The organism is Paenibacillus sp. MMS20-IR301, from assembly GCF_032302195.1.
GTDB lineage: Bacteria > Bacillota > Bacilli > Paenibacillales > Paenibacillaceae > Paenibacillus_AQ.
On the sequence record NZ_CP135275.1, the window covers coordinates 6875417 to 6895676 of the forward strand.

Annotated in this window: 20 protein-coding genes; 19 read left to right on the plus strand and 1 reads right to left on the minus strand. The window is 40.5% G+C overall.

Annotated elements, in window-relative coordinates; translation table 11 throughout:
* Window positions 1–90: 90 nt before the first annotated feature.
* From LOS79_RS29705 to LOS79_RS29750, 10 genes are all read left to right on the plus strand, one after another.
* Window positions 91–483, plus strand: a complete 393-nt coding sequence (locus LOS79_RS29705; protein WP_315414451.1) for a hypothetical protein — start codon at window positions 91–93, stop codon at window positions 481–483.
* Window positions 484–589: 106 nt separating this feature from the next.
* The gene (locus tag LOS79_RS29710) at window positions 590–1282 is read left to right on the plus strand and encodes a hypothetical protein (protein ID WP_315414453.1); all 693 of its coding nucleotides are present in this window, start codon (window positions 590–592) and stop codon (window positions 1280–1282) included.
* A 61-nt stretch (window positions 1283–1343) separates the two neighbouring features.
* Complete coding sequence (locus tag LOS79_RS29715) at window positions 1344–3449, plus strand: ATP-dependent nuclease (RefSeq protein ID WP_315414454.1); 2106 nt, start codon at window positions 1344–1346, stop codon at window positions 3447–3449.
* Complete coding sequence (locus LOS79_RS29720) at window positions 3431–3751, plus strand: UvrD-helicase domain-containing protein (RefSeq protein WP_315414456.1); 321 nt, start codon at window positions 3431–3433, stop codon at window positions 3749–3751. The genes LOS79_RS29715 and LOS79_RS29720 overlap by 19 nt, the downstream gene beginning before the upstream one ends.
* Before the next feature lie 132 nt (window positions 3752–3883).
* Window positions 3884–5293, plus strand: a complete 1410-nt coding sequence (locus tag LOS79_RS29725; RefSeq protein ID WP_315411930.1) for a transposase — start codon at window positions 3884–3886, stop codon at window positions 5291–5293.
* A 59-nt stretch (window positions 5294–5352) separates the two neighbouring features.
* Window positions 5353–7191 (plus strand): UvrD-helicase domain-containing protein, encoded by a 1839-nt coding sequence (locus LOS79_RS29730; protein ID WP_315414458.1) that lies wholly within the window; start codon window positions 5353–5355, stop codon window positions 7189–7191.
* A gap of 393 nt (window positions 7192–7584) precedes the next feature.
* A complete protein-coding gene (locus tag LOS79_RS29735; protein WP_315414460.1) occupies window positions 7585–8571 on the plus strand; it encodes a phosphotransferase in 987 nt (328 codons plus the stop codon).
* 128 nt (window positions 8572–8699) lie between these two features.
* Window positions 8700–9266 carry a helix-turn-helix domain-containing protein gene (locus LOS79_RS29740; RefSeq protein ID WP_315414461.1) on the plus strand — a complete coding sequence of 189 codons (567 nt, stop codon included), beginning with the start codon at window positions 8700–8702 and terminating at the stop codon, window positions 9264–9266.
* A gap of 206 nt (window positions 9267–9472) precedes the next feature.
* Entirely contained in the window at window positions 9473–10669 is a 1197-nt protein-coding gene (locus tag LOS79_RS29745) for a CynX/NimT family MFS transporter (protein ID WP_315414463.1), read from the plus strand.
* 177 nt (window positions 10670–10846) lie between these two features.
* Window positions 10847–11194, plus strand: coding sequence for a RidA family protein (locus LOS79_RS29750; protein ID WP_315414464.1), 348 nt, complete (start codon window positions 10847–10849; stop codon window positions 11192–11194).
* Between the two features lie 118 nt (window positions 11195–11312).
* Here the strand turns inward: LOS79_RS29750 and LOS79_RS29755 are convergent, their stop codons facing one another.
* A complete protein-coding gene (locus LOS79_RS29755; protein WP_315414465.1) occupies window positions 11313–11933 on the minus strand; it encodes an AAA family ATPase in 621 nt (206 codons plus the stop codon).
* Between the two features lie 209 nt (window positions 11934–12142).
* Here LOS79_RS29755 and LOS79_RS29760 point away from each other — a divergent pair, with 209 nt between their 5' ends.
* From LOS79_RS29760 to LOS79_RS29800, 9 genes are all read left to right on the plus strand, one after another.
* Window positions 12143–12817 carry a response regulator transcription factor gene (locus LOS79_RS29760; RefSeq protein WP_315414466.1) on the plus strand — a complete coding sequence of 225 codons (675 nt, stop codon included), beginning with the start codon at window positions 12143–12145 and terminating at the stop codon, window positions 12815–12817.
* A complete protein-coding gene (locus LOS79_RS29765) occupies window positions 12814–14637 on the plus strand; it encodes a sensor histidine kinase (RefSeq protein ID WP_315414468.1) in 1824 nt (607 codons plus the stop codon). The genes LOS79_RS29760 and LOS79_RS29765 overlap by 4 nt, the downstream gene beginning before the upstream one ends.
* Before the next feature lie 108 nt (window positions 14638–14745).
* The gene (locus LOS79_RS29770; protein WP_397386710.1) at window positions 14746–15363 is read left to right on the plus strand and encodes a GDSL-type esterase/lipase family protein; all 618 of its coding nucleotides are present in this window, start codon (window positions 14746–14748) and stop codon (window positions 15361–15363) included.
* Between the two features lie 25 nt (window positions 15364–15388).
* Window positions 15389–16795 (plus strand): MBOAT family O-acyltransferase, encoded by a 1407-nt coding sequence (locus LOS79_RS29775; RefSeq protein ID WP_315414469.1) that lies wholly within the window; start codon window positions 15389–15391, stop codon window positions 16793–16795.
* A gap of 12 nt (window positions 16796–16807) precedes the next feature.
* Window positions 16808–17953 (plus strand): DHHW family protein, encoded by a 1146-nt coding sequence (locus LOS79_RS29780; RefSeq protein ID WP_315414470.1) that lies wholly within the window; start codon window positions 16808–16810, stop codon window positions 17951–17953.
* Complete coding sequence (locus tag LOS79_RS29785; RefSeq protein ID WP_315414472.1) at window positions 17950–18420, plus strand: DUF4358 domain-containing protein; 471 nt, start codon at window positions 17950–17952, stop codon at window positions 18418–18420. The genes LOS79_RS29780 and LOS79_RS29785 overlap by 4 nt, the downstream gene beginning before the upstream one ends.
* 133 nt (window positions 18421–18553) lie before the next feature.
* Window positions 18554–19093: a hypothetical protein gene (locus tag LOS79_RS29790; RefSeq protein WP_315414473.1), complete on the plus strand. Its 540-nt coding sequence runs from the start codon at window positions 18554–18556 to the stop codon at window positions 19091–19093.
* Window positions 19094–19216: 123 nt separating this feature from the next.
* Window positions 19217–19570 carry a hypothetical protein gene (locus tag LOS79_RS29795; protein WP_315414474.1) on the plus strand — a complete coding sequence of 118 codons (354 nt, stop codon included), beginning with the start codon at window positions 19217–19219 and terminating at the stop codon, window positions 19568–19570.
* Between the two features lie 61 nt (window positions 19571–19631).
* On the plus strand, window positions 19632–20201 hold the full coding sequence (locus LOS79_RS29800) for a hypothetical protein (RefSeq protein WP_315414475.1): 570 nt from the start codon (window positions 19632–19634) through the stop codon (window positions 20199–20201).
* The last annotated feature ends 59 nt before the right edge of the window (window positions 20202–20260 follow it).

A 20260-nucleotide genomic window follows, 5' to 3' on the forward strand; every position in this document is an offset into this window, starting at 1 on the left:
GCAAAAGTCTCTTCTACACCATTAGGAATTTGGAGAGTACTATGAAAATCCCAAAGCCTCACAGAAATTAGTTAAAGGAGAATTGAATCAGTGAGACCTAATAATAATGCACTTGAATTTGATAATGCCGTGGAAGGTAATGTTAAAAAGTATTTTAATAATAAGCATGCAACTTGCATGTTTCCAGGATGTAATGAGCATGCAATATCTTCTCACGCTATATCCAAAAAAAAATCATTAAGTCAGATTGCTGAAGATGGAATTTTATTTTCTGTTAAATCAAAGAGAATATACCCAGATAAAGAAATAAGTATAGGAGAAAAAGGGATAAATGACGCTTCAACATTTAAAGGGTTTTGTAAGCAACATGATGATATTTTCTCAAGCCTAGATAAGGAAGGGATTAAAACTGAAAAAGATGTGTTTCTTCAAGCATATCGTACGTTGAGTTATATAATATCAAATTGCTCCACAATTTTATGAAGGTTTAGAGAATAAAATTCTTGAGAATAAATCTATAAAAGAAATAGTAGAGCAGGCGAAAAAAAATGCTGAACAGAATAACGAGAAAAGAATAAAAAAATTAATAATGTATTGCGTTGAAGTATTAGACGTTTTAAATAGGTATGAATTAGATTCAGCGGTATTCGGTGAAGATGAATATTTGATTATAGATGGTATTATGAATCAGGATTTAAAGAAGCATATAAACAAATCTAATCAGGCTGATTTAGTTATTATTCATCGAATGGTTAACTATCAGATCCCAGTTGCAATAAGTACAAAAATTTCATACATAAGACCCAAAGGAAAAGAAGAAGAATTGTTTTTGATCTGTATTCCTTATAAAGAGCATTCAGACTTTATTATCATGTTTGACAAACACAAATCACTTTTTGCAGATAATGATTATTATTTGCATTATCTTGCAAATGATTTGAATATGTTGGATTTAATAGAGAAAGTAATGGCTTGTTCAGATGATTGGTGGATTAATCCTAGCGTTTACAAAAATCTATCTGAAGATAAAAAGAAAGTTTTTGTTGATGATTTAAAATTTGGAACAGTTGATATTTTCAAACTATACGATATATCTATTTTTGATGATTTAAGGATTCAGCTTATTAATAAATATAAGAAATGCGAAGGTATCCCATCGGAGCTAATAGAATTACATGAAAAAAGAATCCATCAGCTACCTCTCAGAGATAATGATGAATTAAGAAAAGAAGAACTTAATAAGAAATTGATGGCTCCATTTTTAGATTTTTGGAGAGAATAATCTCAAATCTTAATTTAAAGAATGTAAATTTAATAAATCATTTTAAAGGTGGAGGCAAGCAATGAGATTAGTGAATGTGGAGATTAAAAATTATCGACTATTGCAAGACTTAAGTGGTATTAATAATGTTCAAATTGACCCGAAAACTACATTAATTGTGGGGAAAAACAATTCTGGGAAAACCTCCTTTACAAACATTTTTAATATGTTCCTAAGGCAAAACGGTAAGTTTGAATGGTCCGATTTTTCCTCAAACTCCCATTCTGAATTTAGAAAAATGTATCAGAATTATTGCGAGTCTAAAGAACAAGAAACTGAAGAAGATTTTTTTAAAAACTGCCCTTTAGATAACCTTTCAATTGAAATGTTGTTAACTATTGAATATAGCGATCAGGATAATTGGAGTAATATTAGACCATTACTAACATCCTTAGATGATTCAAACCAATTAAAGATTTTATTTTCGTATGCACTGGAACAACCAGAAATTTTTTTTCAACAACTTCATAAGTTGAAAATTAAAAATAATCAGAAGGATATTATTGAACATGTAGAAAAGATATTTGAGAGTTACTTTAAGTTTGTGGTTCGCCCATACGATAGGAATGTAGACACTTCAGTCATCAATATTACAGATATAAAGAAAATTATTGGAACAACTTTTATTACTGCACAAAGAGAAGTTGATGATGGGAATTCTAAAAGTAGCACAAAATTATCCTCTGTGTTTCAAAGGGAATATCGAAATAGGTCAATAAAATCAGAAAATAAAGAAGACCAGGAATTAGAATTAAATGCTTTAAATGAAGAAATTATTAATGCTAATAGTGGCATTGATAAAAAATTGGACGATTTTTTTAGAGAATATATTAGCTCTTATGCTACTTTTGGGTATCCAAATTTACAGGATTCAGAGCTTACGTTGAAAGCAAATATGACTGTAACAAATTTATTTCAAAGTATTAGGCTTTTCTATAAAGATAGTGACCACATGTTACCTGAAAAATATAATGGCCTTGGATATAGTAATTTAATTTATATCATATCTGAAATACTTAGTTTTAAGGCAATGATTCAAGAGAATGGGACTGATCTAAACTTAATCTTTGTTGAGGAGCCAGAAGCACACATGCATCCTCAACTACAGAGTATTCTTATACAAAGAATTAATTATTTTTTGGAAGTAAATAAAATTAATGCTCAGGTTATAATTACTACTCACTCATCACATATTGTTTCAAACTCAAGTTTTGAAAGTATCAGATATTTCTTTAGACGAAATAATAAGTGCGTAGCAGTTAAAGATATGATGAAGTTTTCTGTTAGTAATCAAACTGGCATTAAAGATGAAGAAGATAATGAATATGATGTTGATACACTTCAATTTTTAAAGAGATACATAACTTTGGTGAAATGTGACATGTTTTTTGCTGATAAAATTGTGATGATTGAGGGACTTTGCGAAAGATTGCTTATGCCAATGTTTTTTGAAAAGGTAGATACATACCTTCAAACCCAAAAGCCTATGGTTAAAATATTGTCCGAACAATATATATCGGTAATTGAAGTGAATGGAGCATATATGCATAAGTTTAAAGAATTTCTTGAATTCTTAGAGGTAAAAACTTTAATTATTACTGATATAGACTGTTGCATTAATTCAGAGGTTAAAAAGGATGGGGTTGTTCAAAAAAACTCGAATGGTAGTGTGAAAACAAGATTGAAAAAAAATGAGGTGATTATGGAACAGCTTTCTAAGTTAGTGACAACTAACCCGACGCTTAAGGAATGGATTCCTGGATGTGTGGCAATAGACGATCTGCTAAAGCACACTGTAAAAAAAGAACAGGCTAAAATCTCTGTTGCTTATCAGAAAAATGTGCTGCACGATCTTGATAAAGTGAAGTGCGGAAGAACTTTTGAAGAGGCATTTATAATTGATAATGCTAAGTTTATTTTTAATAATAAAGGCTTAATGAGCAGTATTTCAAATCTTATTCGTCCTTTTTCAAGTGAAGAGGATATATGGAATAATTCTTATATAATTTATGATTATATAGACAAAAATGATAAAAAATCTAATTTTGCATTTGATTTGATGTATTTAAAGGAATGGAACGTTCCTTCATATATTGAGGAGGGGCTATCATGGCTAGCATCGGAGTAGTCGATCAGGTATACGAATGCATTGATAATAGCGAAAGTTTTATCATTGAGGCTGGAGCTGGAAGTGGGAAAACTTGGACCTTAGTAAAAGCGTTAGAGTATATTATCCAGAAGAAAGAGAGACAATTTCAAAAGCAACATAGAAAAGTGGCTTGTATAACTTACACTAATATTGCAAAAGAAGAAATAATTAGCCGTATTAATGGAAATGAAATTGTTGAGGTTAAGACCATTCATGATTTTCTTTGGAAGATAAGAGTCAATTTCATAATTCAAAACCCTTGCTATATCTGGTTTTGTTGAGCATAGAAAAAGGAGTACCTCCCCACATTCTCGAATTTATAGGCGACGAAACCCACCCGAGAACGAAAAGAGGTAATCCCTATCTATTCAATTCGACAAGAAGAACTGTTTTCCTTTAAGGAATTGTTCCAGATGAACCCCGAAGATAAATACAACCATATTTTTGAGCACTTAGATCTCTCCAAGGTGCTGCACACCCTCCGGAAAAAGAGTAACCGTGGCCGACCCGAAAAACTGAATGTACCTGCGATGATCTATTCATTGCTCATCGCCAAAATGGAGAACATCGAGTTTATTTCTTCTCTGGTCTGGCGTCTTTTGCACAGTGAAGAGTTTCGGGCGCAGTGCCGATTTACCGGCTCCGACAATATCCCGAGTGAAGCCTCGTATTCCCGTTTGATTCATGCGCTAGAGCAAACCGGAATGCTCGAGAACCTGCAGGATTCGTTGGTCCTGTCTGCCCTAGAGGAAGGGTTTGTTAGCGGTACACATCTCGCCGTGGATTCCTCTATTGTGGAGGCTTGGGATTGCCAATTCAGCGAAGCTGCGGCGAAACGCCGCGCCGCTCGCCGTCCACCAAAGCCAAGTGAGGCTTCGGTGGCAGAGCCGCAGCTCCAGTTTGAACTCCCGGAGCCGAAGCCCACCGTAGTGAACGGGCCACCGAAGAAACCTGCCTACGCCAAGCGTGGACGTCCATCGCATGCAGAACGAGAATGCCGACGGGAGGAACAAGAAGCTTATGAACAAAGCCTCGGACCGTTTCAGAAAACCATTGAAGCAATGTTGCCTTACACCTATGACGAACTGTTGGCCGCGCTGCCCCGGCATGCCGCACGTTGTGACAAGAAAAATACGAAGGGGCGACTCACCAGTTATTACGGGTTCAAGGCAAATCTGCTGGTTGATACGGACAGTCAATATATTGTTAGTGGCTTATGGAGTTCAGCGAATCCCAATGACCAGCGTATGGCGGTTGTTCTCCTCAAAGGCCTGCTTCTGAAGTTCCCTTCGCTAAACGTAAAGCATATCTTGGGCGACAAAGGGTATGACAGTTCAGCCATTTACCAGTTGATTCATTCCTTAGGCGCTTTTCCTATTATTAAAATGATTCACCACAAAAAACCGCCCGAGGGGATGAACCAGGATTACACCCCTGTGTGCTCGCAGGGACACGCCTACCGTTACGACAGTTTCGATGCCAAATACGAAACGCTGCGTTACACCAGGCCGAACCAGTGTAAAGACTGTCCATTTTCCGAATCCGGCTGCCAAAAAGTGTTTAAGATCCGAATTCAAACCGATTTGCGAAAGCACGCTTACCCAGCAAGAGGGAGCGAGAGCTTTACGCAACTGTATAACAAACGAACGGCTGTAGAACGTGTTTTTGCCTACCTCAAAGAGTATTTTGGGATGAAACGCACACGTCACCGCGGCGTCCGGGCAAGTGTCGATTTCCAGCTCAGCACATTGGCCTACAATTTGAGTAAGTTTGCGCTAGACAAGTTGAACAAGCAGTTGAGTAACTCCCAGCAAGTGGCCTAACTTTTTTTAAAAAACAAACTCAGCTTTTGGCCCAGTCTTGCTATTCAGCAAACTGAATTATGAAATTGACTCAGATAATACAACCATTCCAAAAAGAACTTAAACAAGAACTACTTTTGTATATAAACTCTAAAATTCAAAAGAATTTAGAAATTTTAAGTAAATCAAAAGAAACAACCAAAAAATATAAGGATGCTCGTGACGAGAATGAAAAGTACCAAGAACGAATTGAGTCATTAACGAAGCTGAAATCTAGAATTCAATATAAAGATAACGCCAATTATAAAAAAGGTATTATTTCGCATGATGTAATGCTTGAACTGAGTATCAATATAATAAATAATAACAAAAAGTTATTAAAGATAATTCAAGATACTTATCCGGTAATCTTCATTGATGAGTATCAAGATACAAAGTCAGCAGTGGCTAAACTCTTATTAGAACATATAAAACCATCTACAACCATTTTATTCGGATTATTTGGGGACTATTATCAGCAGATTTACAATGGGACAGTAGGGAGGGTAGATGCGGATCTTCATAAATTGAAACCTATTTTGAAGAGCGAAAATTATCGTTCCTCAGATGTGATTATATCACTCCTTAATAGAATTCGAACAGATAATTTGGAACAAATACCCTCGGGCACTGAAAAAGAAGGGAAAAGCCATTTCTACTATGTTAATAATCGAGAGCTGGATACTGAAAAATTTATTAAAGAACGTATTAGTTTGGATTTTTCCATAGATGCTTCAGATAATATGAAGAAACTATTCCTCGTAACTAAAGCGATTGCCAAAAAAAATGGTTATATTGAATTACATGAGTTATATGATGAAGACGACAGTGCAACATACAAAGTGGGGCAAATTAAATCTGGTTTTATAGATATGCTCCGTTCAAATAAGCGAGATGTTAGCCAGATATCAAAAATAATTTTTGAAATGCTTCCTACAGAAATTCAAATAGCTATTGATAATGGGAGCTTACAAAATAATGATGATGAATTTATTGATGCTTTTAATAAGTGTATCGTAAAAAATAAAAAGTTCAATGAGCTTGAAATATTTGATGATTCGATCGTTCAGTCGTTTGAGAAGGGTCAGAAAAGTGAAATTATAAATAGAATATTACTTGAAACTTACTTTCCGGGATTGTTTTCTAAATACAGCTTGTCAAAAGCGAGAAGAGCAAAAAGCAAGGATATGTTGCTTAAAAATGCATCTAATAGAGATTGCATCTTTGCAAATCTTTTATTTGATATTGAGGAAGTTATTGAATTATACCAGAGTAATAAGGTTCAACTGCTACTAAAAAAGACAGCATTTGAGCTGAATAATATTCAAGATAAATTGAGCTTAAATAAAATATTATTGGAATTGATTTCTTTATCTGATAAAGGTAAGATCTCTGAAGTGTTTGATTTTGTTAATGAAAATCGAATACTGGAGTATTCCAACAAATTAAAGGATGCATTTAATAACGAATTTATAAAAGACTCATTTTATGAAGATCTTATGGAACTAGAATATATACAATTTAGACTCTTACATAAAACTGTCAAAGATACCTCTCCATTTTCCACAAATCATGGAACTAAAGGGGCAGAGTTTAACAATGTAGTATGTTTTATAGATGACAATGATTGGAATTCATATAGTCTAAATAAGTACTTAGAGGGACGTCCGGATATAGGAGCAGTTATTACCAACAATTTTGATATACAGACAAGAACAAGAAACTTGTTTTATGTTATATGCTCTCGAGCAAAGCATAATTTAGCTATTGTTGTTATGTCTGAAATGTCTTCGAAAAGCATTGCTGAAGCCAAAAGTTTATTTGGTGAGGGGAATTTCATTGATTGTTTTGCAGGTCAACAGCAATTACAATCAAATTAAGTGTTACTCTAAATCTAAACGATAAATGCCAAATGATGCTACAGGAATCAACCACTTATGCCAAAGATCGTTACAAGTCATGCCAAAACTACGTTACAAAATCGCCGAAATAAGGCTTTTTTAGTGACAAGATGAATTACAACTCACAAAGTGAGTAACGGTTATAATTGAGATTGATTTGATCAATAAATGATACTTTTTCGGGAATATGGTTGAGACAAATATGAAAGCCAGTAGTAGCGAAAGCCTTGCTAATACTGGTTTTTATTTGATTACAGTATCTTCACGCAAGTACTTGCCGGATTACTAAAAAACATGGATTGATTTCAAGAGGTTATATAAGTCTCCATAAGGAATATTAACATATACACTATAAATACCGGAGCTGACTCCATGAAGACACTATTAACAGAGGAAATGATCTTGGACGACCTGATAAAAACACTTCATCGATTATTCGGTTGGAGTGTAATCGAAACTGCCTCAATAAAACGAGGCTGGTTAAACTTAAAATGGAAAGTTACAACTGATGCAGGAGTGTTTTTGCTTAAGCAATACAACAAAGAAAGATATAAATTATTTAACCCGGCGGAACTATTGTTTGCATTCTCTCAGCAGATTAGGTTGTATGAACAAGGTCTGGCGTGTCCCAAACTGTTATCACATAATGAAAGTATTTTACTTGAATCGGATAATGGCGAGCTCTTCATGGTGATGGAATATTGCCAGGGTATATTAATTCCACCAGGCAGGGCCAATGTCCATCAAATATATGATTTAGGCCGGGCAACGGGAAAAATGCATCGAATATTAAATGACGGGACACTTGGCATTAATAATAGTCCGCAATTTATTCCTCCAAGCCGTGAGGAGCGTCTAGCCCATTGGCGCTCAGTTTGGGACAAGGCTAGGGAAGCCGGTAAACCTCAGCTGCTTGCTGAGATAGAAACTCAATTTAAGGCTACTGAAGAAATGGATATGGCTATACTCGATTTCCTTCGAACGGGATGGGCACATCGTGACCTTTGGGTGGATAATCTTTTATTTAATGGCAACGGATTAAATGCAATTCTAGATTTTGATCGACTAAAATTTGACTATCCCCAACTTGATGTAGCTCGTGCTGTTATATCATGTGCCTTAGATGATCATTTAGATGTCTCCCTGGCTTCAGCGTTTATGGAAGGGTACCGCGAGGAACGGAACGTAATAGAAGGCTATTTAACAAATTCATTACAGTTGCTGTGGTATATGGAAAGCACATGGTGGATCAATGCTAACATGGATCAACATAGCGTACCGCCAGCCCGCTTCGCAAAGGAAATGATTTGGCTGGCTGAAAGTCAAAAGAAGATGTCTGATTTATTAGGAAATATTTAGTTGATATGTCATGGGTACCACCCAAATGCAGCTGGAGAGCCTTGTTGGTATTTGCGGTATATGTATGGAAAAGACTCTGGATTAACAGTATACTAGCTATAATTGTTTTTCGTTGAGGTGAATATCAAATGAATGAAATCGATGAAGCTAAACAAATTGTATTACAAATCGGCGGTGTCTTGAGAAAGTACAGAAAAGAAAAAAACATGAGCTTAGACGACCTGGCGGAATTAACGGGTGTAAGCAAGCTCACTCTGGGGAATATCGAACGCGGTGATACCAATCCAACTTTGTCGATTATCTGGAAAATTTCAAAAGCCATATCTTTACCGCTATTAGCTTTGTTGAAATCAGAAGAACCTGTCAGTTTGTATCGGGCAGGCGAAGGACTGCGGTTTTCTAATGACCAAAAAAATTGGATTATTGAACCAGTCTTTAAAAACACAAGCAACGATATTGAAATGTGCCGGGCTTACTTACAACCGAATAGCTCATATCACCCTGAAGGTCATCATGTGAATACAACTGAAATTGCGACAGTAATGACCGGCTCCATTGAAATTCAAGTCGATGGAGAGATTTACACGTTGAATCAGTATGATACGATCAGCTTTCGTGCGGATTGTCCTCACTCTTATACCAATTATACGAATAGCGAAGCAGTGCTTCATATAGCCTTAAAGTATGGTTTCTAAAAGCCGAAAATTCTGCTTATTAAATACAACTCCGAATTCCATGGCGGAAATTCAGAGTTGTATTTTTTTATTTTTAGAATAGTATATTTTAAATTAATTATTGTTAAAAATAATATACTATAATATACTTTTAGTATTCGCGCGAATGTTGTTCTTACTTTTTCAATCAGCATAATAAGTATGAGTTCAAGAAGGAGAAATGAAGAATGCCGAACAAACAAAATAAAAGGGCCGTGCCATCTTCTATAGGACTGATAATTCTCGGCATTATTGTAATTGCAGCTAATTTACGGGCTCCCTTAACCTCAGTGGGACCTCTAGTGAGTCTCATAAGGGATGATGTTCGTATTTCGAATACATTAGCAGGCCTGATAACAACGCTGCCTTTACTTGCCTTTGCTTTATTATCGCCTTTAGTACCCAAATTAGGACGGAGATATGGGGTTGAACGTATCATTTTGATTGCCCTAATCTTTCTGACTGCTGGCATTGTATTACGTTCCTTATCTGGTGCAGCCAATCTGTATATTGGGACAGCCATTCTGGGTTTCGCAATTGCCGTATGTAATGTATTATTGCCAAGTGTAATCAAAAGGGATTTTCCAACTAAAATGGGCTCCATGACAGGTGTTTACTCCATTTCAATGAGTTTATTTGGGGCAATCGCATCGGGAATCAGTGTACCTCTAGCGGTGAACGCAGGTCTGAAATGGCAGGGAGCATTGGGAATATGGGGGATTCTAAGCTTTGTATCGTTTCTCTGTTGGTTACCCCAATTAAGAAAGCAAACGAAGCCAGCAACCACGACGAGCCAACCTATCGCGAGCAACGATGTGAATGTTTGGCGGTCCCCTCTTGCCTGGCAAGTAACCTTGTTTATGGGTATACAGTCCATGGTTTTCTATGTGTTGATCGCTTGGTTGCCTGAAATTTTAAAGCAGCAGGGAATTGACTCCAGCCAATCAGGATGGTACCTCTCGATCATGCAGTTAGCGTTGCTTCCATTTACCTTTATTGTCCCTGTTATTGCCGGGCGCATGTCTAACCAACGTTTGTTAGTGGTCATCACAATTATTTTGCTTTTGACGGGAACGCTCGGACTTTTATACGGAAGCTCTAATATTATTCTGTTGTGGATTATAATACTCGGGATTGGTGGTGGCTTCGCCTTTAGTTTGTCCATGATGTTTTTTGGTTTACGTACTGAAAATGCCCATCAAGCAGCGGAACTGTCTGGCATGGCGCAATCGGTCGGATATCTTCTTGCCGCAACCGGTCCTGCCCTCATAGGGTTTCTGCATGATGCGACAAATAGCTGGAACCTGCCACTGTTCATTCTGCTTGGCGCTTCGGTCTTGCTCTTTATCGTCGGCATAGGAGCAGCAAGAAACCGTTTGGTCTAAGTGGAATAAAAGAAATGATGCTTGAATATACAAAGAAGGCAGCTGGTCAAATCGATCAGTTGCCTTTATTAAGCTTACGGGCAGGATGACGTAGAGATCCAACAAAAGTAAATATTTACATCCAAGAACGTATGTTCTAAAATATTAATGAACTTAATACATAGGAGGCTCATGTATATGATAAATCGAATTTCAACACCATTTAGTTATTCATCTGCTGTTGTGGCTGGTGACTCTGTGTTTCTCGGATTACATCGGGGTTTTGGACAGAGCTTTACAGAACAGATTCACAATACTTTCTCACACTTAAAAGAGACTCTTAATCAACTTGATATACCACTGGGAAATGTTGTTAAGGTGAATGTATACCTAAAGCACATTAAGGACTTACCTGAAATGGAACAGGTTTTTTTCGAGTATTTTGAGAAGGATAAATTCCCTGCTAGGATGACTTCTACGACAGATTTTTTTGACTCTGATTGTCTTTTGATGATTGACGGAATTGCATACAAAGGATTGAATTAACGGGCAGCTATAGCTCATACAGACAGAAGCAGCCGGGCTGAGGATCGGCTGCTTCTCTTCAATATAAAGCCCAGGCTCCTGTTGGTTTATTGAACTAAAGTCTCCGTTAATTCCTATTCTAGTTATCAAAAAATATACTGCTTAGTTCCTTAATGGAGGGGGTGTATATACCTGAAGTATTAACATGGAATGTAGGGACATTGATTCGGGGTTCTTCGTAAGTGCTCACGGTCAGTTCAATTCCTTTTCTGGCCATATCAACTTCCTTATCGCCATGGAAGTACTCTCGAAGTGGGTTGTTGAGACCCCGCCGGACAAATCTGTCGAGCGCGACCTTTTCATCAACCTTGCAAATCAACATGTAAACTTGTGCCTTTTCCATGAACTGTTCAAGCATGGACGACCATATTTTGTGTTGAAAAGCTGCTTCTGCAATTACTGACACATGGTTTGTTATCAGACCTGAGAGAGTCTCAAAGAAGATTGCTGTAGCCGTTATATTGACATCCTCAGGAAGTTCGTGATGTCTCTTGCCGAAAGTATGCACGTACCCCTCCTTAATCTGATCGCGGCTGATTATCGGCATAAAAATCTCATTACCAAGCTCTCTTGAAAAGGTTGTCTTACCTGAACCTGGCCTACCGGTAACAACAATTAAATACGGCTTTGGCATGCTCCTAACCAGATGCGTTTTAGCTGTGATATCAGTAGCTGTGAGATTAAGATGATTTAGTTTCATGATTACATCCTTCCCAACATATTTGGTGGAGCCTCACATCAGATCTTGAACATAACATATTTTAGGATGATTTTGTCCATTAGCTTAATCCTTTTAAAGCCAGCCCTATTTGTCACCGGTACGCATCCAACTAAACGAATGGCTATGGTTGAGTAGAAAATCATTTCCATGCTACTATTGTTCTTAGCTTAAGGGTTGCGGAGGGTGTCATGTCAAAAACAATTTTGATAGTGGAAGACCAGCAGGTCCTGCGGGAAATTATGAAGGAATATTTAACGGATGAAGGCTACCTGATCTTAGAGGCAGGTGACGGGAAGCAGGCGCTGGCTCTATTCCAGGAACATGAGGTCGACCTGGTTGTACTCGACATTATGCTGCCTGAAGTAGATGGATGGTCGGTTTGCCGGCGGATACGTAAAACGTCCAGCGTGCCGGTTCTGATGCTGACTTCCCGGTCTGACGAAGATGATACACTATTGGGGTTCGAGCTGGGGGCGGACGATTACGTGGTGAAACCATGCAGTCCTCCGATCTTGTTGGCCCGGGTAAAGCGGCTGCTGGAAGGCCAGCAACGCCGCCCTTCGGGCGGTACATTGTCCGGGGGAGCGGTTACGCTGCATGTGCCTTCGAGAAGTGTTTCGGTGAATGGTACTCCTTGTAACTTGACCCATACCGAGTTTGAGATTTTAGCTTGTCTGCTCAGCAGCAAAGGAATCATTTTCACCAGGGAACAGCTAATCACTAAAATCTGGGGCTATGAATTTGCCGGCGATGACCGGACACTGAGCAGCCATATCCGGAATCTGCGTTCCAAGCTTGGAGAACATGCCGGTCATATTGTAACAGTCATTCGTTCAGGTTATAAATTTGAGGACAACCCATGAGGAAAAGCATTGTCAGTAAACTTTTTTTGCTCACGCTCAGCTTGTCCCTGTTTCTCCTCGCGAGTCTCTTTATCGGGCAAATCCTGTTTTTTGAACGGTTCTATATCCATCAAAAATCTGCGGGTGTCCAGAGTGCGCTTAACAACGTTGCAACAGAGCCTTGGGAAGATCCGGACAACGACCAGAAAGTCTTTGAAACCGAACAACAGTTTTACCGAACCCATAACACCTGGCTCGCCCGTTTGAACTCCGCGGGTTACCTGTCCAATACCGGCAACTTTGAAGCCGAGGTAAGGCTTGAGAATGTACCTGAAGCTCCGGCTCTGTCGGGTACGACACTCACTATCCCAATGTACACTATGATGGATGTAGAAGAACTCAGAGAGGACAATCCTCTTGTAGAGGAGTTTTTCGTACAGCCTGAGAAACGCATCGCTCTAGAAGGCCTCCTGATTAACAATCAGTTTATACCGCAGCGGATCGCCCGCGAAGCCTCCAAGCTATGGGATCAGAGCCACCTGGAGAATACTCCCTTCGTCCTCAAGGAATACGAAGTTGTATCCCGCTATACAAGCGCGACGGACTACCGGGAGCATTATCCGAGCATTCTTGTGTACGGCACAGTAACAAAACTTCAAACACCCATTGGAGCGGCAGAATCCCGTTACACGAACCATTTATTTCTGGAACAAATCAAAGCCTTTCAGGCCAAGCTGCTATATGATGAATTCCCTGAACAGGACAACACCGTCATGGATTACACTACAAATGATGTTCCTTACAAAATTATTGTGAACCGGCATACAGACAGCTCTGGTGCTCCCTTTTATTTATTTGCCATGACTTCCTTGCAGCCTGTAAATGAGGCGGCCGGCGTAATGCGCCAGTATTACCTTTATATTGCCATAGTTGCATTGCTGCTTGTGGCCCTGGTTTCCTTATATTTCTCAAGGCGCCTTGCCCGTCCACTGCTTCGCGTCAATCAAGTTACACAGCAAATGGCCAGTCTGGATTTCTCTGCCCGCATTCCAGTAAATACCGGAGATGAGATTGGCCAGTTATCGGACAACATCAATAAGCTTTCGCGTATGCTGCATGGGCATATTCACCGGCTGGAACAGGATATTGAACAGGAAAGACGGCTGGAGCAGACGAGAAAAGCATTCATTGCCGATGTTTCGCATGAATTAAAAACACCGCTCAGTATTATGGAGAGCTGCCTGTATATTATTGAAGACAAACCGGACAGCCCCAAACGCGAGCATTACTTTTCAGCTATGAAAGACGAGGTTCAGAAGATGAATCTGCTGGTTGGCGATATGCTGGAGCTGGCCAAGTACGAATCAGGCACTTACAAAATGCAGATGGATATCTTTCGTATCGATGTTTTGCTCGAGCAGGTTTGTACCAAGCTTGCCTTGGATATCAGCAGCAGGCAGCTGCTTTTGCTTACTCGATTGGTTCCCGTTGAAGTTGCCGCCAATGCCCGGCTGATCGAACAAGTTGTGGTTAATCTCCTCACGAATGCCATACGATACACGCCGGAAGGCGAGAAGATTATGGTCAGGATGAAGGAAGAGCAGCAGACAGTTATCATAACGATAGAAAATAACGGCGTCCGCATTCCTGATGAACAGCTGAACAAAATCTGGGACCGCTTTTACCGGATTGAGCAGTCCCGCCACCGTTCAACCGGTGGAACCGGATTGGGTCTTGCGATCTGCCGGCAAATTCTCAAGCTGCACGATGCTCGTTACGGAGCAGTCAATACAGAGACAGGTGTGCAGTTTTATTTTGAACTTAACACGAAGAATGCGTAGAACTTCAGGTTCTGCGCATTTTTTTATTTCATCTGCAACTGGTCTGCACATGAACTATATATCTCTTCAGTATTATGCTTGGTGAAGAGACGAAAGGGGAGAGAACAATTGAAAAATAAAGGATTGGGTGTACTGCTCATTATAATGATTTTATGGGTATCCGCTTGCGGACAGAAGGATAATCAGACACCCGATTACAGGGAACAGTACCGGACAAGCGTGTTTCTCGGCGATTCGATTACGGAAGGGCTGTCATATCACGATGTATTAAACGAGGACAGCGTATTAGCAGGAGCGGGAAAAACAGCCGAGTTCACCTTAATGGAAGACGATGTGGATCAATTAGTTGCCCGGAAGCCTGAACACGTATTTATTCATTTGGGTTCCACAGATATCCTCTGGCCTACGGATCATCCGAAAGAATATTCGCTGACACATTATGAGCAGCTTATCGATGCCATCCAAAGCAAGATTCCTGATGCAACCCTTTCGCTGCTGTCGGTCACGCCGGTAACGGCTCACGCGGAGCAGCAGGAACCGCGCTACCGGAACATCAAGGATTATAATGAAGGGCTTCAGGCTCTTGCGGAGAAAAAGCAGGTGCAGTTTATTGATCTGACCACTCTTGTTGCCGATCACAACGACTTGTACGACACGGACGGGATACATTTTCAAGCTGCGTTCTATCCTGTTTTCCTTGATTATTTAAACGGTCTTTCCAAATAAAGTCCGGGTGATAGGGGGGATACGCTTGGTTTTCAGCAGCCTGACTTTTCTGTTTCAATTTTTGCCCGTTGTCCTGCTTGTATACTACATTTCGCCTAAGCGGCTGCGCAATGCCGTCTTGCTGGCGGCAAGCCTTGTTTTCTACGCCTGGGGAGAACCGCTGTACATTTTACTAATGCTTTTCTCCACCGTCTTTGATTATATCAACGGGCTTCTGGTGGACCGGTTCAGGCAACGGAAGCCTGCAGCCAGGGCTGTTTTGCTTATTTCTTTAGCCGGAAATCTGGGGATTCTCGGTTTTTTTAAATATGCCGGATTTATCATCGAAGCTCTGGACCGGATGCTTCAGCTGAATCTGCAGCCCCCCGATCTTCCGCTGCCCGTGGGCCTGTCGTTTTACACGTTTCAAACGATGTCCTATGTAATCGACGTCTACCGTGGACAAGTGAAGCCGCAGCGGAACCTCATTGCTTTTGCAGCGTATGTGACGATGTTTCCTCAGCTCGTAGCAGGGCCCATCGTCAAATACGGAGATATCGCCCGGCAGCTGGCCTCGCGCAGTGTCACGCTGAACCGCTTCGGCAAAGGCGCGGAATTGTTCATTCGCGGACTGGCCAAGAAAGTGCTGCTGGCCAACAATCTCGGTCTTTTATGGACGAGCGTAAAAGCGGCACCGGCGGAAGAGCTAAGCGTTCTGGGCGCCTGGCTTGGCATCGCCGCGTTCACCCTGCAAATTTATTTTGATTTCAGCGGCTACTCGGATATGGCTAGAGGGTTAGGCAGGATGCTCGGATTCCATATCAGGATTAATTTCAATTATCCGTACATTTCCCGCAGCGTAACTGAGTTCTGGCGTCGCTGGCATATATCACTCGGTTCCTGGTTCCGTGAATACGTCTATATCCCGCTTGGCGGCAACCGGAAAGGGATCGGCAAACAGCTGTTTAATCTGCTCATTGTCTGGCTATTGACCGGCTTATGGCATGGAGCCAGTTGGAATTTTATCTTTTGGGGGTTGTTTTTCGGACTGCTGGTGACACTGGAGAATCTCTTTTTGCTGAAATGGCTGAAGCGTCTGCCGCGTCCGGCAAGTCACCTGTATTTGCTTGTGGCTGTTGTCACGGGTTGGGTGTTATTTGAATTTCAGCAGCCGGATGCCGCCTGGACATTTCTCGGATGCTTGTCCGGGTGGGCCGCGAACGGATGGGCGGACAATCAGGCGCTTTATGACCTGTCGGCATACGGTTCTGTGTTAATCCTGTCTGTCCTGTGTGCTACTCCGCTTCCCCGTAAATGGGTATTGCGCTTCACCTTCAAACGGCGGCTGACCGGCGGGGTTGCCGTACCGGTTCTATACCTGGCTGCCCTGATCCTGTCCACGGCTTACTTAGTTGCTCAAACCTACAATCCATTTTTATATTTCCGGTTCTAAGGGGGGACCACGATGAAGCATAAGGTTAAAGTGAATACCCTGACCGGCCTGCTGCTGCTTTTTTATATCAGCGGGGCAGCACTGGCAAATATGCTGACGCCTGTGAAGCCCTTCTCGGAATCGGAGAACCGGGTCCTGGAAGGGCGGCCGGACTTTTCGCTGCAAAGACTGCTTTCCGGGCAGTTTACATCTCATTACGAACGTTATACGTCCGACCAGATGGCTCTCCGGAATCTCTGGGTGGGCATGAAGACGGACACTGACCGCGCCATGGGAAAGCAAGAGAGTAACGATGTCTTTCTGGGTAAAGACGGATACCTGATGGAACGTTATACTTCTCCATCCGCTGCACAGCTAAAAGAACGGGGAGAGGTTCTTCAGGCTTTCGACCAGGCTACGCCGGAGCTGCGTAAAGTGCTGATGCTTGTGCCGACTGCCGCGGCCTTTTTGTGGGATAAGCTGCCGGCGTATGCGCCTTCTGACGATCAGCTGCAGGATTTGATGCGGATCCGTGAGCTGATTCCTGGAGGTATCCGGTTAGCTGATGCTTACTCAGCACTGTATGCTGAGCGGAATGAGCCGCTCTTTTACAAGACGGATCATCATTGGACCACAAAAGGCGCCTTTTACGCTTACCGTGAGCTTGCCGGACCGCTGGAAATTATACCGCAGGACGAGAGCTCATTCCGCATTCAGTTAGCCACAGAAGAATTCTACGGATCGCTGTATTCCAAAAGCGGGTTCCGCCGCCTGCCGCCAGACGAAATCCGGCTATATATACCGAAAAAGGCAAACGGCTTGATCGTTACCTATGAGGAGGAACACCGTGTTACAGACACCCTGTACGAACAGAACAGGCTCTACGAAAAAGACAAATATGCTGTGTTCTTGGATGGCAACCATGCCTTGATTCGTATTGTGACGGATGGTGCGCCTGCTAAAAAGCTTCTGGTTGTCAAAGACTCCTATGCCAACAGTCTGATCCCGTTTCTGACGGAGCACTATGGGGAAATCGACGTTGTGGATCTCCGGTACTTTTCTCATTCGCTGGTTAACCTTATATGGGAACGGGGGTTCCAGGACATGCTGATTCTGTACAATCTTAAAACCTTCTTTGAAGACCCATCAATCCTGAATCTAGTGGAGGAAATGCCATGAGGCAGAAATGTATAAGCAGACTTGTATTAGTATTTATCCTCGGACTTTTAAGTGCTTGTACCGCCAATCCCGGAAAAGACGAAGCCCGGACTGTTGCTGAAATCAAGGACAGCATTGAACAGACTGTGGATCTAAGCGGAATGCAGCTGCAAAATGATGCTAAACTGCGCAAATTATACGGCATAGAGGCTGATGATATTGAAGGTTTTGTTCTATATACTGCGGACTCAAATGTAAAAGCAGACGAGCTGGTTATTATCAAAGTCAAGCAAGCAAGCGAAACGGAAACGGTGATGGAACAAATTGAGGAAAGAATCAAGGCACAAACCGTCAAATTCAAAGATTACCGGCCTGAGGAGTATTGCCTCATTGAAAAACATGTATTGAAATCGAAAGGGCGCTTTGTTTTCTTTGCAGTTTCTAAGAATGTCGAGCGTATGGAAGAAGCTTATGATGCTATTTGGTGAAAAAGCCACGCTGAGCTGGGTAAGGGGAAACGAAGTGTTTTGAGCAAAGAAATAAGAGGATTTTGGGCAAAGGTGCAGGATACTTTTAAACTCTGTTAGAATATGAATGAAAGGATCTATAGAAGTAAGGTAGGTGATTAATATTCTAACTACATATGTCCGAGTACGACATTGGTTATTCTGGTATGGAGTTTATGGTTTCTGCAGCAAGAGCCAAAATGATGAAATCACGCTTTATTCGGATGAAAATCAAACAAACTTTTTAGGTTATTTTGAACTTACAACCGTGACATGTCTAATTAATCTTTTAGAATACGATATGGATATTATTGAATATGATAAAGAATATTGTAATAAAATCGAAAGCTTTATACATGGAGACGAAGATATACATTATCATTACATCTATCCAAGAGATTTAGAAGATGTTTCTAGTCAAGTTCCTCATTCTGCTCCACGGAATATAGATGGGTATAAACCTGTATATATTAATATGTGGTCAAAATTATTCCAATCTTGGGGCTTGGATGAGATTAAGAAAAGTGTGAGAATTATTGCAAGAGATTTTTTAGGTTTGAATACAGAAAATGTTGAATTCATAGCTATTCCATCGTTTGAAGAAACAAAATTATCGTATGAACAAGATTATAAGCCTTATGTAAACGGAAATTGATTGAACTAACAAAAAACATTAGTTTAATGGAAACAACGGCGACCAAGACTTAGGCATATGCTATAGAAAAAATGGATAAGGAAAAGCGGGCTAGGTTGTATCTTTAAGGAAGGCAGGCACCACATGAAACTCAAAGGGACAATGACAGAACAGTCATATCGAGAAGATTTAATAGCATCGAAATTACATTTATTCAATGATAAATCCATGCGCAGGTTTTTATATATAATTAGAGAGACATTTCCCGCAATGAATACAGCCTACGTTTTATCTTGGACACCCGACCAAGGTGAGGACTTGATTAGCTTTCTGGTTGATACGCACTCAGTTATTAAGATTGAACTGGACCGTTATGATGCAACAGTTGCTCCGATTGTCGATGTATATTCCATTGAGAATTGGATGAAGGGACTTAGTAAAATATTTCAGATTAAATTCGCAGTAGCCTTCGACTTAGCTAAGAATGATTTAGTATAAGAAAAATAAGAGAATAGCAGTAATGATGTTATGAAATCTTATTATACGAGCAGGTGGTCAATTGAATTTTCGAATACTTACGTTAATCGGTTTTTTCACTTTCGCATTTTTATTTTCAAATGTAAAAGAGGCTAATGCTTTGTCCTGTGCCGAGGTTGGGGCTCCCCAAGATGCGTTAGCGCTCTATAGTGGGGCTGTTTATGGTGAAGTGAAACAAATTAAGACCGATTTGAAGCAAGAGGGATTTACGGGGAGTAAAGAGAAAATCAAATATATTTTAGTAAATGTTGAACGAAGCTGGAAGCACAAAGTGGACTCGCAAATTATAGTCGCAACTGATTATACTTGGGGTTTTGATTTCAAAAAAGGCAATAAATATTTAATATACATCAGCGAAGCGGATGATGGATTAAGCAGTAGTCCGTGCAGTCCAACAATTGAATTGAATAATCTTAACCAGGCAACAGAGCTATTTGGTGAAGGATTTCAACCACAGAAAAAAGTAAATGTAGAATATAAGATGTGGTTTATGTTTGAGAGCGATATCGATTTGTATATTGCAGCGGCGGTGATACTTGTGGTGGCTGCATTTTTTTTCAGGAGAGTAAAAAGGAAAAAGCGTGGAGTGTAACTATATATGCTATCAGTCCGGTTCAATTACAATCCCAATCTGCCCCCAAACGGACACCA

Coding starts and splice junctions, on each gene's coding strand:
- LOS79_RS29710 (WP_315414453.1), top strand. CDS start 590: ATGTATTGCGTTGAAGTATTAGACGTTTTAAATAGGTATGAATTAGAT.
- LOS79_RS29715 (WP_315414454.1), top strand. CDS start 1,344: ATGAGATTAGTGAATGTGGAGATTAAAAATTATCGACTATTGCAAGAC.
- LOS79_RS29720 (WP_315414456.1), top strand. CDS start 3,431: ATGGCTAGCATCGGAGTAGTCGATCAGGTATACGAATGCATTGATAAT.
- LOS79_RS29725 (WP_315411930.1), top strand. CDS start 3,884: ATGAACCCCGAAGATAAATACAACCATATTTTTGAGCACTTAGATCTC.
- LOS79_RS29730 (WP_315414458.1), top strand. CDS start 5,353: ATGAAATTGACTCAGATAATACAACCATTCCAAAAAGAACTTAAACAA.
- LOS79_RS29735 (WP_315414460.1), top strand. CDS start 7,585: ATGAAGACACTATTAACAGAGGAAATGATCTTGGACGACCTGATAAAA.
- LOS79_RS29740 (WP_315414461.1), top strand. CDS start 8,700: ATGAATGAAATCGATGAAGCTAAACAAATTGTATTACAAATCGGCGGT.
- LOS79_RS29745 (WP_315414463.1), top strand. CDS start 9,473: ATGCCGAACAAACAAAATAAAAGGGCCGTGCCATCTTCTATAGGACTG.
- LOS79_RS29750 (WP_315414464.1), top strand. CDS start 10,847: ATGATAAATCGAATTTCAACACCATTTAGTTATTCATCTGCTGTTGTG.
- LOS79_RS29755 (WP_315414465.1), bottom strand. CDS start 11,933: ATGAAACTAAATCATCTTAATCTCACAGCTACTGATATCACAGCTAAA.
- LOS79_RS29760 (WP_315414466.1), top strand. CDS start 12,143: ATGTCAAAAACAATTTTGATAGTGGAAGACCAGCAGGTCCTGCGGGAA.
- LOS79_RS29765 (WP_315414468.1), top strand. CDS start 12,814: ATGAGGAAAAGCATTGTCAGTAAACTTTTTTTGCTCACGCTCAGCTTG.
- LOS79_RS29780 (WP_315414470.1), top strand. CDS start 16,808: ATGAAGCATAAGGTTAAAGTGAATACCCTGACCGGCCTGCTGCTGCTT.
- LOS79_RS29785 (WP_315414472.1), top strand. CDS start 17,950: ATGAGGCAGAAATGTATAAGCAGACTTGTATTAGTATTTATCCTCGGA.
- LOS79_RS29795 (WP_315414474.1), top strand. CDS start 19,217: ATGAAACTCAAAGGGACAATGACAGAACAGTCATATCGAGAAGATTTA.